This window comes from Psychroserpens damuponensis (assembly GCF_000826655.1).
Lineage (GTDB): Bacteria > Bacteroidota > Bacteroidia > Flavobacteriales > Flavobacteriaceae > Psychroserpens > Psychroserpens damuponensis.
In genome coordinates, this window is sequence record NZ_JXJO01000017.1 from 291,975 (window position 1) to 305,697 (window position 13,723).

The following is a 13,723-nucleotide window of genomic DNA, read 5'->3' on the forward strand; positions in this document are numbered from 1 at the left end:
AAAACTAATCTCTAGACATAAAAATCTGTAATACATACCAAAAAAGGAGCATTAATGATGCAAATAGACCTAATGAGGCAGGTATGTAGTCATCTTCGGTATATTTATGAATTAAGTTAGACGTTTGATATAAAATGGATCCTCCTGCTAATAAGCACATCCCAACAGAGAACCAAAGCCCTAAGTTAAAACCAAACAATGAACCAGCGATAATTAATCCTAAAGCGATAAAAAAACCAATGGTTAATCCTGTTTTTAGAAAAGAAAAATCTTTTTTAGTGACAAAGACTACTGCTGTTAATCCTGTAAATAATGATAAGGTTACAATGGCTGCTTGGTTTAATATTTCTGGTCCAGAATCCATAAAATTTGCAGCGATATAAATTAAAGGCACAAAAATGAAAGCTTCTGCCAAAATATAAAGTCCGTAGGCTAAGTATTGCTTATTCTTATCTTTTGTTTTAAGAGCCATACCTTCGGCATAATTGGTAATAAACATAAAACCGCCAAGCAGGATTAACCAACGCCAACCTTGCGTCATTGACATTGCAAAATTGACAATAGTTTCGCTTTGTAAGAGCAACCACTCAAACAAAATAAACACGAGAACACCTCCAGCAACATGTGCATAGGTCTTTTTATAAAATGCCGTACGATCTGATACTGCAAGTCTGCTAAGTACCATTTTATCATCGTTTATACCGAAACGATCTTGATTTAAATTTTCCATAAGTTTAAAATAATTTAGCTCTAACAAAATACTAAAACAAAACCGAACCACGCATAAAAAACGTCATTCGGTTTATTCTTTTTTCTTCGGAAGCATTAATCGCGTCCACCAAATACTTGCATAGCCCAATATAAAAGTGATGCTAAAGCTCCAATTGCAGCTACTAAATAAGTTCTTGCTGCCCATTTTAGTGCATCCTCAGAACCTGCATATTCTTCTGGAGTCACCATGTTTTTATTTTTTAACCAAGCTAAAGCTCTATTACTAGCATCGTACTCTACTGGTAGTGTGATAAAACTAAACAACGTAGCAAATCCCATGAACACTAATCCGGCAACCGAGACCCAATAGCCTAATCCCACACCTGCAGCAGCTCCAAGAAGCAAACCACCAATAACAAGCCATTGCGACATTCCTGAAGTAACACTTACGATTGGCACCAATGCAGAGCGCATACCTAAAGCACTATAAGCTTGTGCGTGTTGTACAGCGTGACCAACTTCATGTGCTGCAACTGCTGCTGCAGCTGCATTTCGTTGATTATAAACCACTTCACTTAAGTTTACCGTTTTATTTTTTGGATTGTAATGATCTGTTAATTGCCCAGCAACCGATATCACCTCTACATCGGTAATTCCATTATCGGCTAACATTTTCTCTGCAATTTCTCGTCCGCTTAGCCCATTGCGCAATTGTATTTTAGAGTATTTTGCAAATTTTCGTTTTAATTGACCACTTACTAACGAGCTCACCAATGCTATAGCACCAATTAGTATGTAATATCCTATCATTCCATTCATATTTTTTTGACTTAAATTGTTATGCTAAAGATAGCAAAAAGCAAGCCATTTTGGATATCAGAAAATTTGTCAGTTGTATTTAACTTTTTATTACCAATTAAAAGCCTCTGCAATACCTTCACAAACAATTTCTCCATTGAGGATATTGATACCTTTGGCTAAAACAACATCATCTTTACAGGCTTTTTTCCAACCTTTATTTGCTAATTTTAAAACGTAAGGCAAGGTCACATTTGTCAAGGCAATTGTAGATGTATAAGGAACTGCGCCTGGCATATTTGCAACGCAGTAATGTACAACATCATTGATAATATACGTAGGATCTTGATGAGTAGTAGGCTTTGTTGTTTCAAAACAGCCACCTTGATCTACTGCCACATCAACCACAACAGTTCCTGGACGCATTAATTTCAACATATCTTTTGTAATCAATTTTGGAGCTTTTGCACCTTTTAAAAGAACACCTCCAATAACTAAATCATGAGTTTGTATATGCTTTCTAATATTATATTCGCTTGAAAACTCTGTAATTACATGACTTGGCATAATATCATTAACATACCTAAGACGTTTCATATTAACATCCATAATCGTCACATGTGCTCCCAAACCTGCAGCCATTTTAGCAGCTTGCACTCCAACAACACCAGCACCTAGAATTAAAACTTTTCCTGGAGCAACACCAGGAACACCTCCTAATAAAATACCACGTCCTTTTATGGGTTTTTCTAAATATTTTGCACCTTGTTGTATAGCCATACGTCCTGCAACTTCAGACATTGGTGTAAGCAATGGCAAACTGCCATCATGATCTTCTACAGTTTCATAAGCAATACAAATAGCATTGCTTTTCATCATTGCCATGGTTAATGCTTCCGAAGAAGCAAAATGAAAATAAGTAAATACTATTTGATGAGATTTTATCAAAGGATATTCATAAGCAATAGGCTCTTTAACCTTAATGATCATATCACTTTTAGCGTACACATCTTCAATTGTATCTACAATTGTGGCATCAACGTCTCGATAATCTTTATCTGAAAACCCACTACCAAAACCAGCCATAGATTGCACATAAACTGTATGATTGTTTTTTGTGAGTTCATAAACACCTGAAGGCGTCATACCTACTCTGCTTTCATTATTTTTAATTTCTTTAGGAATCCCAATAACCATAATTTGTCGTGTTACATTTATCCTAAATTTACTTTGAAAACTTGGGTTCTTACGACTTAAATGTAGATCAAAATATATTTTTGAGAATATTGAAATTTGACTTTATGTATTTTATGAAAACGAAATTTGAAATTCATTTTTTTGACGATTCTGAAATTGGAACCTTGTAAAATTGGTCTAAAAAAGCAGGTGATTTGTTTTTAAAATAGCTTCGAACTTAAACTCATTTAAGGGTATAAAATTACTCTTCCATTCTTACCCGAAAGGCTTCGGTAGCAACATCGTTTTCAAAGATTATAATGAGCTCTTCTCGCTTAAGCTCCTTAAAGCTTGGAGGTGTACCAATTTTATAATTTAAAAGGTCTTTTTTAGAAATTAAAGGATCAACAGGTGTGCCTAAAATTTTAATAATATCGGCTTTAGATTTCCCGATAAATATCTCGTCATTAATAAAATCATCTACAATTTTATAACGTTTTGACGGACGAGCATGCCATTCTTTTGCATTAAATTGCTCTTCAAACACCCAAGAATAAAGAGCGCCAAGGGAGAATATTACGAAAAAAAACAAGACAACAATATCGTATTTTCCTGGTATAAGACGCTTCATTCAAAATCTTGTATTACTTTAGCAACACTATCATATTTAAAATCAACTATTAAGATGGTGCGTTTAGATTCAGAAAAACTTGGTGGCCTTCCTAATCGATATGCTATATTATCTTTATCGTAGAGATTAGATTTATATGGCAAACCTAATAATTGGATGATATCTTCTCTAGATTTACCAACAAGCATATTGCTATTAATGATATGATCTGCCATTTGATATCGCTTTTCTGGTTTCGTTTGCCAATCATTTTGATCAAAACGCTCCTCAAAAGTCCAAATTAAAAAAGAACCAATTAGTGCTGCTCCAAAAAACACAAGAAGAACCTTATCATATTTTTTGAGATGTAAAAGCATTAGTCTTTAAGTGTTATGGTGTTTACTTTAAAACGATCATCAATCACTTCTCCAGACACCTCAGCAGTTCTAATAACTTCACAAAAACCAGTATGTTTATCATGAGCATCACCAAAATCATCAATATGCGCACCATCAACAAAATAGGCTTTATCGTCAATTTTAACGGCTAGATCGCATCCCTTTTGGGTTGTGAGACCAAATTGACATTGACCGCAAGACAATTGAACCGTTTGAGTTTCCGAAGAAGAGCAAGCTGCGCTTAAAACTAGAACAAAAACAAGTATTACTTTTCTCATAATTTAACCCACTATATTCACAATTTTACCAGGAACCACAATCACTTTTTTGGGTGTACGACCGTCTAACTGCGCTATGGTTTTTTCATGAGCCATAACCGTTTTTTCAATATCATCTTTACTCATATCCATAGGTAACTCAAGTGTAAAACGCATTTTACCGTTAAATGAAATTGGATAATTTTTACTGCTTTCTACTAAATATTTGCCTTCAAACTCAGGGAATGTTGCTGTTGAGATAGAGGTTGCATTTCCAAGTTTATGCCATAATTCTTCAGCAATATGAGGTGCGTAAGGCGATAATAGAATTAAAAATGGTTCTAGAATAGCTTTACTCGTACATTTTTGAGCCGTAAACTCATTAACAGCAATCATAAAAGTTGAAACCGATGTGTTGAACGAGAAATTCTCGATATCATCTTCTACTTTTTTGATGGTTTTATGAAGCGTTTTCAAGTTATCTGCTGTTGGCTCTGCGTCATTAACTTTTAAACCGTTGTCATCAATATAGAGTTTCCAAAGTTTTTTAAGAAAACCATGAACACCAGTGATTCCTGCAGTATTCCAAGGCTTTGCTTGTTCTAAAGGACCAAGAAACATTTCGTATAAACGTAAACTGTCTGCTCCATATTGCTCACAAATGGCATCAGGATTTACGACGTTATATTTAGATTTAGACATTTTTTCGACTTCGCGACCTACTTTATATACGCCATCTTCTAAAATAAATTCGGCATCCTTAAAGTCTTCACCAAATTCTCCATCTTGCTTTAATCCTTCGATATCTAATTCATCTGAAGCATTAACGTACTGAACTTTTACATGAATAGCGACTACATTTTTATCTTTAATTAATCCTTCTGAAATATAAGTATTCGTACCATCTTGTCTATAAACAAAAGCACTAGTTCCAAGTATCATCCCTTGATTAATTAACTTTTTAAAAGGCTCTTCTACATTTACAAAACCACGATCTTTCATAAACTTCACCCAAAAACGTGAGTAGAGTAAATGTCCTGTGGCATGCTCGCTACCTCCAATGTATAAATCGACGTTTTCCCAATAGTTAAGCGCCTCTTCACTGGCAAAGTCTTCGCCTCTATTGGCAGCTTCTTCCATATATCTAAAGAAATACCATGAGCTTCCTGCCCAACCAGGCATTGTGTTGAGCTCTAGAGGGTAAACTCCATTATGAGATTCTTCGCTGCGCTCTGAATGACATAGGTCGTTGGAGACTACTTTGTTATTTTTTGTGTCCCAAGCCCAAACATCGGCACGACCTAAAGGTGGCTCTCCTGTTTCGGTTGGTAAATATTTTTCTACTTCTGGCAAACGTATTGGTAAGTGCTCTTTAGCAATCATTTGTGGTGCACCGTTTACATAATACACTGGGAATGGTTCTCCCCAATATCGTTGTCTAGAAAAGACAGCATCACGCAATCTGTAATTAGTTTTACCGACACCTTGACCTAGTTTTTCTAATTCGTAAATAGCCGTTTTACTTGCTTTTTTATAGTTTAAACCGTTAAGAAAATCACTGTTTGAAATTTTTACATTGTCTTTAGATGCAAATGCTTCTTCGGAAATATCTACGCCTTCAAATATGTTAGGAATTTGGATATTAAAGTGCTTGGCAAAATCATAATCGCGTTGATCTCCACATGGTACAGACATAACTGCTCCTGTACCATAACCAGCTAATACGTAATCACCAATCCAGATTGGAATAGGCTCTTTTGTAAATGGATGCTCTGCATAAGCACCTGTAAATGCTCCCGAAATGGTTTTTACATCTGCCATACGATCACGTTCACTACGTTTTGCTGTAGCTGTGATGTAGGCTTCAACTGCTTCTTTTTGATCTGGTGTTGTAATTTTTGAGACGAGTTCGTGCTCTGGTGCTAAGGTCATGAATGACACTCCGAAGATGGTATCAGGACGTGTTGTGAAAACCTCAATTTGATGAGATTCTTCGCTTTGCTCTGAATGACATTCCTCATTGTCGTCATGCTGAACTTGCTTCAGCATCTCACTCGTCATTTTTACCTTAAAAGTCACAGAAGCACCAACCGATTTTCCAATCCAGTTACGCTGACTTTCCTTTAAGGAATCTGTCCAATCAATCGTGTCTAATCCTTGAAGTAAGCGCTCGGCATAAGCAGAAATTCTCATACTCCATTGTGTCATTTTTTTACGCATTACAGGATGTCCTCCACGCTCAGACACACCATTTACAATTTCATCATTTGCTAAAACGGTTCCTAGTGTTGGGCACCAGTTAACTTCTGTTTCGGCTAAATAGGCTAATCTGTATTGTAATAAGATGTCTTGTTGTTCTTTAGAAGAAAACCCATTCCATTCTTCCGAAGAAAACATAGTTATATCATCGTCACAAGCTGCGTTGATGTGCGCATTACCTTCCGAAGAAAACTTTAAAATTAAGGTCTCGATAGCTTCTGCTTGGTTGGTATCATTATTATACCAAGATTCGAAAAGCTGAATAAAAATCCATTGTGTCCATTTGTAATACTCTGGATTTGATGTACGCACCTCTCTACTCCAATCAAATGAAAAACCGATTTGATCTAATTGACGACGGTATGTTTTTATATTGGTTTCTGTTGTAATTGCTGGATGTTGACCTGTTTGAATAGCGTATTGCTCTGCAGGCAAACCAAAACTATCATACCCTTGAGGATGCAACACATTAAAGCCTTTATGACGTTTATAACGTGCATAAATATCACTTGCAATATAACCTAAGGGATGACCAACGTGTAGTCCTGCACCACTTGGGTAAGGGAACATATCTAATACATAATATTTAGGCTTTTTACTGTTATTTGCAGCTTTAAATGTTTGGTTGTCTGCCCAATATTTTTGCCATTTGGCTTCAATCTCATTAAAATGATAACTCATGATATAATTGCAAGTTTAGACCGCAAATTTAAAGGTAATACAACACATTTAAAAGTTTAAGTCATGTAATTGTATATTTAAATTTCACGTCTTGAGGTTCTTAAAAATTATACTATTTTTAAAGCAATTCTCGTTAACAATAGAAAGACAAATAAATTGAAAACAAAAGACTTAAATCTTTTGAAGTATTTGTTCTTATTCTTTTATATTTTTACAGCATTAATCTATACATTTTATGGCATCATCTTTTGACCAATATCAAAAACGAAAGTTAATTTCATCTTATTTTTCTGTAGTAATTAGTATTGCTTTGGTACTATTTTTATTGGGATGTTTAGGGTTATTGGTTTTAAACGCTAAAAAATTGGCAGATCATTTTAGAGAACAGGTGGTTGTGACTATCTATTTAAATGACTCTGCAAAAGAGGTTGAAGTTAACCAGCTTCAAAAAAGTTTAGCCATGGCAGATTATACCAAAGAAGCCAAATATGTGTCTAAAGAAGAAGCTGCTCAAATTGTAAAGTCTGATCTTGGTGAAGATTTTATGGAGTTTCTAGGAACAAACCCATTACAAAACTCGATTGATGTTTACCTTAAAGCCGATTTTGTTACTAATGAAACTCTAGATGGCATCACTACCGAGTTATCAAACAAAGCCTTTATTGAAGATATCAAATACGATAATGATTTGGTTGAAATCATGAATGATAATGTTAAAAAAATCACGTTTTGGGTGCTTATTTTGAGTGCTATTTTTACATTAATTGCTGTGTTGTTAATTAATAGCTCAATTAGATTAGCCGTTTACTCCAAACGATTTATTATTAAAACCATGCAAATGGTTGGAGCAACTAAACGCTTTATTAGAAGACCTTTTGTTTCTAAAAGTATTCAATTAGGCATTATTGGAGCTATTGTAGCATTAATTGGCATGGGAATCGTTTTGTATTATTTGGATATTAATTTTCCAGAATTAGAGCTCCTACAAAACCCAATACTTATTGGTGTTTTATTTGGTGGCATTTTCTTACTTGGAATTCTCATCACTTGGATTAGTACGTTTATTGCAACGCAACGCTTCTTGAATTTAAAAACCGATCAACTGTATTACTAAATCACTTTCTATGATTAAAAAACTCATACTATTTGTTGTAGTAACGTCATTTTTTACTTGTAACACCGAACAAAAAATGCCAGAAGATTTTGACTACGGAAGCATAGAAAACGGCATTTACACGAACGATTTCTTTAAAATGACCATTCCGTTTAATACAGATTGGGACGTTCAATCTCGAGATCAAATGGATGCTTTATCAAAATCTGGCACAGAATTACTGACCAACGAAAGTACCAAACAAGCTGTTAAAGCCTCTGAAATTAATAATGCAAACCTATTTACAGCTTTTAAATACAAACCTGGATTTGAGGAAGCTTACAATTACTCCATAGCCATAGTTGCCGAAAACACGAAGCTAGCACCTCATGTTCAACGTGGGAGTGATTATTTAATAGAAGCAAAAAAAATAATGTCTCAAACTATGATTGATTATGAGTTTGAAGAGACCTTTACAACAAAAACTATTGACAACCAAACATTTGATATCATGAATGTTAGCGGCAATTATATGGGAGCTTTTTTTAACCAACAATACATGACTACAGTTATTAATGGTTTTAGCCTCTCTATAATCATTTCTTACAATACAGATGAGCAACTTAAAGAGCTCGAACACCTTGTAAACGGCATTTCATTTTACGACGGAAAATCGAAGAAAAAAGCATCATAAGCAAACATATTTATGTCTTAAAGATTCCACAACATAAGGCAATATTTTATGATTTTCTTCGTTATGGTTGTAATCAACCAATAACCTGGTCATGACAAAGCGAAAACTTTATCTTGCTCTAGCACTAAGCATTATTTTTATTATTTGTGTATCACTTTTTTCCTGTGGTATTCAAAACCCAAAATTAGAAGAATGTGATATTGTAACAGCTCAAATCACCAAAATAACTGAAGGGTCCACCTATGATATCGTCTTTCATGTTGATGAGACACACTCCTTTTACATCAATAGAGGGATTGAGTACGGATTAAATTTAGATTCTCTTAACGTAAAAGTTTTAAATAAAACTGTTACTTTGCACCTACCAATATTAATTTATGGTACCTCAAAACATATTGCGCAATTAGCAGTTGATGATGAGATTATTTTTACAGAATTTTCCTCTATATAAAATAACATAGAGGATTAATATATTATCATGGGAGAACAGAAACGTAAAGACACCTCTAAAAACGAGTTTATCTTCGGAAAAAAGAATTATAAGTTTATGCTTATAGGTTTAGCATCAATCGTTCTTGGTTTTATTTTTATGTCTGGAGGCGGAAGCGATGACCCTAATGTATTTGATCCTTCTATATTTAGTTGGACTCGTATTAGACTTGCTCCTACTTTGGTATTATTAGGTTTTGGGATTCAGGTTTATGCTATTTTATTAAATCCTAATAAGAAATAGCTTCTACTTAGAGTTCTTTAGCGAACTTTTTTGCCATCATTTTTACGTAGTATGTACTATTTTTCATAGCATCGTCCATACCTTTTGAATAATTCATTACGGTATCTACGTAATCAATTCCACTTGCTTTTGCACTCTTATTAGATAATTCTGATGTACCGCAAAGAGCAGCTACTTTAATTTGTTTTTCTTTAGCTGAAGTTAATACTCCATTTATAGTTTTTCCTGAAAATGTTTGTTCATCAAGGCTACCTTCACCTGTGATTATCCAATCTGCGTTTTCAATTTTAGAATCAAAATTTGCGAGAGATTTTATAAGTTCAATTCCTGGTTTTAATAGGCCACTTAAAAACAGTTTTGAAGCTATTCCCATTCCACCTGCTGCTCCAGCACCTTTAATTGTTTGTGGATCAATACTAAATTTTTTAGACAGCACTTTTGAAAAATCCTTTAACCCTTGGTCTAAAAACGCTATATCTTCAATTGATGCTCCTTTTTGTTGAGCATAAACATAAGCCGCTCCTTCGCTACCATACAAAGGGTTTGAAACATCACAGGCAATATTAAAGCTAACACCTTTGAGTTTTTGGTTCACTTTACTATCATCAATGGTGGTTATTATTGATAAATTTCTACCTATAGGTTTCACCTCATGTCCTTCATCATCTAAAAATTTATAGCCTAATGCAGTAGCCATACCTATTCCACAGTCATTAGTTGCACTACCACCAATACCTAGAATAATTGTTTTAGCACCTTTATTTAAAGCATCTACAATCATTTCACCTGTACCTAATGTGGTTGCATGAACACAATCAAACTGTGCTTTCTGTAAGAGTTTAACTCCAGATGCTTCTGCCATTTCTATAAATGCAATTTTAGATATTTCAGAATATAAATACGATGCTACTACAGGTTTAAAAAAAGGATTATTAACTTCAATTTTAATGACGTTACCTTGGAGATAATAATTCACAACTTCAATAGTACCATCTCCACCATCTGCTAGTGGTAATTTCACCATATCAACGTTTCTATGCTCGGCTTTAAAACCTTCTTCAACTGCATCACAAAACTCCATTCCTGTTAGAGAATTTTTAAACTTATCTGGAGCAAGAACTATTTTCATTGAAATGAGAATTAATTTAATATACTAGGCAATACATAACTCACTAAAAGAATTAAGATAAAAAATGAGATTAATATCACACTCTCTTTTTGTAGTAAATCTTTTTTATTAAACGTATAACTCACTTCTAGTTGTTTAGCTGGAGTTTTAGAGGTCAATTTACTCACTATAACTGCCACCATAACTGCAATGATAAAACCAGTTAAATTATACCAAATCCAGAATAGATCTAGAATATTATGAATTCCAATTTCTGCTAAAGCATTATGAATTGAAACATCACCAGAATAAAAATGACCTTGACTAAAAAAGTAAACCAATTCTGGCAAATACTTAAATATGAGGTTTACAGCTACAGCAGTTATTATGGCTGAATTCATACCTACATGATTGACATTCTTAAAAAATATAGCAATCACAAAGGCCGCTAATATTGGTCCGTAAAATAGTGAAGAAATCGCATTAATCAATTCTATCACTGTACTTTCACTATTCCCAAAAAGATAAGCAGCCAAAATACAAACCGTTCCCCAAAATATAACGAGGCCTTTAGACAAGAACATATATTTCTTTTCAGACAGTTTCTTTTCACCACTATTAAAAAAGTCTTCTATAGTAACAGCACTTAATGAATTGATTGTTGAACTAAGAGAAGACATTGCTGCAGACATGATTCCAACCATTAAAATACCTATAAGTCCGTTGGGTAAATAATTAGTAATAAAAACAGGCATCATTAAATCGGGTTTAATACCAGACTTTGCATACTCGACCGGATAATGTATTCGAGTGGTTTCTTTAATACTTTCATAAAACTCAGGAATATTAGTCACTAAATAGCCTATGACCAATCCCATAATACAATACACAAAAACCACAGGAAAACGCAATAAGCCATTAGCCATTAATAACTTTTTTATTGTGCCTTCATTTTTTGCCGACAATAAACGTTGAGCTTGAGTTTGATCTGTTCCATAATATGATAAATACAAGAATAAGCCACCTAAAAGCATTGGCCAAAACCCATACTCTTCTCCATTAAAAAAACCAAGATTGGAAACATCTATAACCTGAAGTCGCTCTGCATCAAAACCAGTAAAAGTTCCAGTATCTTTCATTAAAGAATAGCCTACAACTAAACATATGATGAGCCCAAAAAATAAAATTATCATTTGAATAGCATCTCCCCAAACAACAGCTTTCATGCCACCTTGATAAGAATAAACGAGTGTTACCACGCTTATAATGAGTAGCGTCCAATGAAAACTTATACCTGCCACAGCTTGAATAATTAGTGCCATTGTAAACACCATAACTCCTGTACCTAATGCTCTACTAATTTGAAAAACAACACTAATTAACTTTCGAGTTGAAGGCGAAAAACGACGTTCTAAATATTCGTAAATACTCACAATACCCGATTTATATAAAGGTGGTATTATGAAAAACATAATACCAATCATTGCTAGAGGCACGCCAAATTCAAATGTTAGCCATTTCATGCCTCCATTAGCCTTTAAACCAACAAATGCTGGAGCCGAAATAAAACTTATGGCAGATAATTGAGTTGCCATAGTTGATAAACTCAACGGAAACCAACCTAGACTTTTTCCACCTAAAAAATAATCTTTTGAATTTTTATTTTCTTTAAAGAAATAACCCATGGCCATAAAACCAATGAGGTAAACACCAATTATTGTATAGTCTAGCCAATTCATATTAATTATCGTTTAATTCTAGGTTAGTGAAATCATTGTACTTACTAATGATGTAGGTTTTAATTTAGCTTTAAATCTAACAAATAAGCTATATCTAATTCCTTAGAAAAACATTACTCATTTAGTTTTACGTTAATCATTTAATAAATCTATTAACAAAGCTGCTGTCCATGAAAAATTATTCCCTCCATAACCAGCATCATTGTTATGATGCATTTCTTTTCTAGAATCAAAATACTCATAAAATCCATTGTTTTCAATCATAGTGACAGTATCTTCTTTAACTCGCTGAGCAATCGTATCAAATCCATACTGTTTTAACCCATTATATAACATCCAATTGAGGTTAATCCAAACAGGACCTCTCCAATATTTTTTTGGATTAAATCGATCACTAGTAGGATCAAAGGAAGCGCATAAATATTGATTTTCATTACCAAATTTTTCCATCATTACATTAACCATTATTTCTGCTTTTTCGGGATCTGGAATGTTTGCAAATAATGGAGCAAATGATGATGATGACACATATCTTAAAGGCCTTTCATTTCTTAAATCATAATGAACATAAGCCCCTAATTCTTCATCAAATAATTTATCATTAAACGAAGTAATACTTTTTTGTTGCCATTTTTTTAATTGTTTAATTTTATTTTCATTGCCACCAATAAGCTCATACAACTCAATTAAAGCTTCGTTAGATTTAATCAACATGGCATTAAAAAGAGGATCTTGTACTAAAAAAGGAGATAACTCTGCTATTTTTTCATCATCATAATTATTTGCTTTAGCAATTTCTATAATATGTAAATAATGATCATATTCTCTCTTACTTGGTCGTTCTTCAGGATCAACATGTGTAGTGTCACGTCTTTCAAAATCATACTCTGGCGGATTCATAGTTTCCCAAATATCATCCCAAATAGGCGAATTATCTGTTCCTGATTCCCAATTATGATAGATATAAACTAAGCCTTCATTTTGTGGATCTCTGTTGTCGTAAAAATACTTATGATTATTATAAACTTTGTCAATTTGTGTTTCAATAAATTCTAATGTTGCTGTTTTATCCTGACTTATTCTATACAATTCTTTTAACACAAAACCAGTCACTGGAGGTTGAGTCATTCCTGTTGATTTAAACTTAGGGTTTGACTCTGGATGTAAATCTGAGCGATGAAAGTTTGCTCCAGGAAAATAACTATCAGTTTCAGTATGAAAAATAATATGTGGTATAAACCCATTTCCCCATTGTGATTTAAGTAAGGTTTTTATTTCCATTTCAGCCTTTTGCATGTCATAATGCGCAAAGCCAATAGCAATAAGACCTGAATCCCAAAACCATTGAAAAGGATATAAATTTTCACAAGGAATGGTAAACTCTCCTTCAGATTTGAAGTTTGAGTTTAGAATATGTTCTGCTTTTTGTTGTAATGTTTTTTTCATTGAGGAAAAATAAATAAGAA

14 protein-coding genes are annotated in these 13,723 nt (G+C 33.7%); 4 read left to right on the forward strand and 10 right to left on the reverse strand.

All coding sequences use genetic code 11. The annotated features are described in order from the left end of the window. Positions 1-4: 4 nt before the first annotated feature. The 7 genes from TD29_RS10090 to leuS form a co-directional block, all read right to left on the reverse strand. Complete coding sequence (locus TD29_RS10090) at positions 5-730, reverse strand: Bax inhibitor-1/YccA family protein (RefSeq protein ID WP_040280443.1); 726 nt, start codon at positions 728-730, stop codon at positions 5-7. Between the two features lie 95 nt (positions 731-825). Beyond that, positions 826-1,521: a zinc metallopeptidase gene (locus TD29_RS10095; RefSeq protein ID WP_040280720.1), complete on the reverse strand. Its 696-nt coding sequence runs from the start codon at positions 1,519-1,521 to the stop codon at positions 826-828. 99 nt (positions 1,522-1,620) lie between these two features. After that, on the reverse strand, positions 1,621-2,706 hold the full coding sequence (ald, locus tag TD29_RS10100) for an alanine dehydrogenase (RefSeq protein WP_040280444.1): 1,086 nt from the start codon (positions 2,704-2,706) through the stop codon (positions 1,621-1,623). Positions 2,707-2,947: 241 nt separating this feature from the next. After that, entirely contained in the window at positions 2,948-3,316 is a 369-nt protein-coding gene (locus TD29_RS10105) for a hypothetical protein (RefSeq protein ID WP_040280445.1), read from the reverse strand. After that, positions 3,313-3,672, reverse strand: coding sequence for a hypothetical protein (locus tag TD29_RS10110; protein ID WP_040280446.1), 360 nt, complete (start codon positions 3,670-3,672; stop codon positions 3,313-3,315). Before TD29_RS10110 ends, TD29_RS10105 begins: the two co-directional genes overlap by 4 nt. Then, positions 3,672-3,971 carry a DUF6370 family protein gene (locus TD29_RS10115; RefSeq protein WP_040280448.1) on the reverse strand — a complete coding sequence of 100 codons (300 nt, stop codon included), beginning with the start codon at positions 3,969-3,971 and terminating at the stop codon, positions 3,672-3,674. Before TD29_RS10115 ends, TD29_RS10110 begins: the two co-directional genes overlap by 1 nt. A gap of 3 nt (positions 3,972-3,974) precedes the next feature. Further along, positions 3,975-6,890 (reverse strand): leucine--tRNA ligase, encoded by a 2,916-nt coding sequence (gene leuS, locus TD29_RS10120; protein ID WP_040280450.1) that lies wholly within the window; start codon positions 6,888-6,890, stop codon positions 3,975-3,977. Between the two features lie 235 nt (positions 6,891-7,125). Between leuS and TD29_RS10125 the strand changes: the two genes are divergently transcribed. The 4 genes from TD29_RS10125 to TD29_RS10140 all read left to right on the forward strand — a co-directional run bounded on the left by TD29_RS10125 (position 7,126) and on the right by TD29_RS10140 (position 9,410). Then, complete coding sequence (locus TD29_RS10125) at positions 7,126-8,004, forward strand: cell division protein FtsX (protein WP_040280451.1); 879 nt, start codon at positions 7,126-7,128, stop codon at positions 8,002-8,004. A 10-nt stretch (positions 8,005-8,014) separates the two neighbouring features. Continuing rightward, positions 8,015-8,677, forward strand: coding sequence for a hypothetical protein (locus TD29_RS10130; RefSeq protein ID WP_040280453.1), 663 nt, complete (start codon positions 8,015-8,017; stop codon positions 8,675-8,677). A 91-nt stretch (positions 8,678-8,768) separates the two neighbouring features. After that, positions 8,769-9,128 (forward strand): hypothetical protein, encoded by a 360-nt coding sequence (locus TD29_RS10135; protein ID WP_040280455.1) that lies wholly within the window; start codon positions 8,769-8,771, stop codon positions 9,126-9,128. Between the two features lie 27 nt (positions 9,129-9,155). Beyond that, positions 9,156-9,410 (forward strand): DUF3098 domain-containing protein, encoded by a 255-nt coding sequence (locus TD29_RS10140; RefSeq protein ID WP_040280457.1) that lies wholly within the window; start codon positions 9,156-9,158, stop codon positions 9,408-9,410. Positions 9,411-9,417: 7 nt separating this feature from the next. On the opposite strand, the gene TD29_RS10145 is transcribed toward TD29_RS10140, so the two are convergent. The 3 genes from TD29_RS10145 to TD29_RS10155 form a co-directional block, all read right to left on the reverse strand. Further along, on the reverse strand, positions 9,418-10,539 hold the full coding sequence (locus TD29_RS10145) for a glycerate kinase (protein WP_040280459.1): 1,122 nt from the start codon (positions 10,537-10,539) through the stop codon (positions 9,418-9,420). 11 nt (positions 10,540-10,550) lie between these two features. Then, entirely contained in the window at positions 10,551-12,257 is a 1,707-nt protein-coding gene (locus TD29_RS10150) for a sodium:solute symporter family transporter (protein ID WP_040280460.1), read from the reverse strand. A gap of 132 nt (positions 12,258-12,389) precedes the next feature. Continuing rightward, positions 12,390-13,703: an MGH1-like glycoside hydrolase domain-containing protein gene (locus TD29_RS10155; protein ID WP_040280461.1), complete on the reverse strand. Its 1,314-nt coding sequence runs from the start codon at positions 13,701-13,703 to the stop codon at positions 12,390-12,392. Between the last annotated feature and the right edge of the window lie 20 nt (positions 13,704-13,723).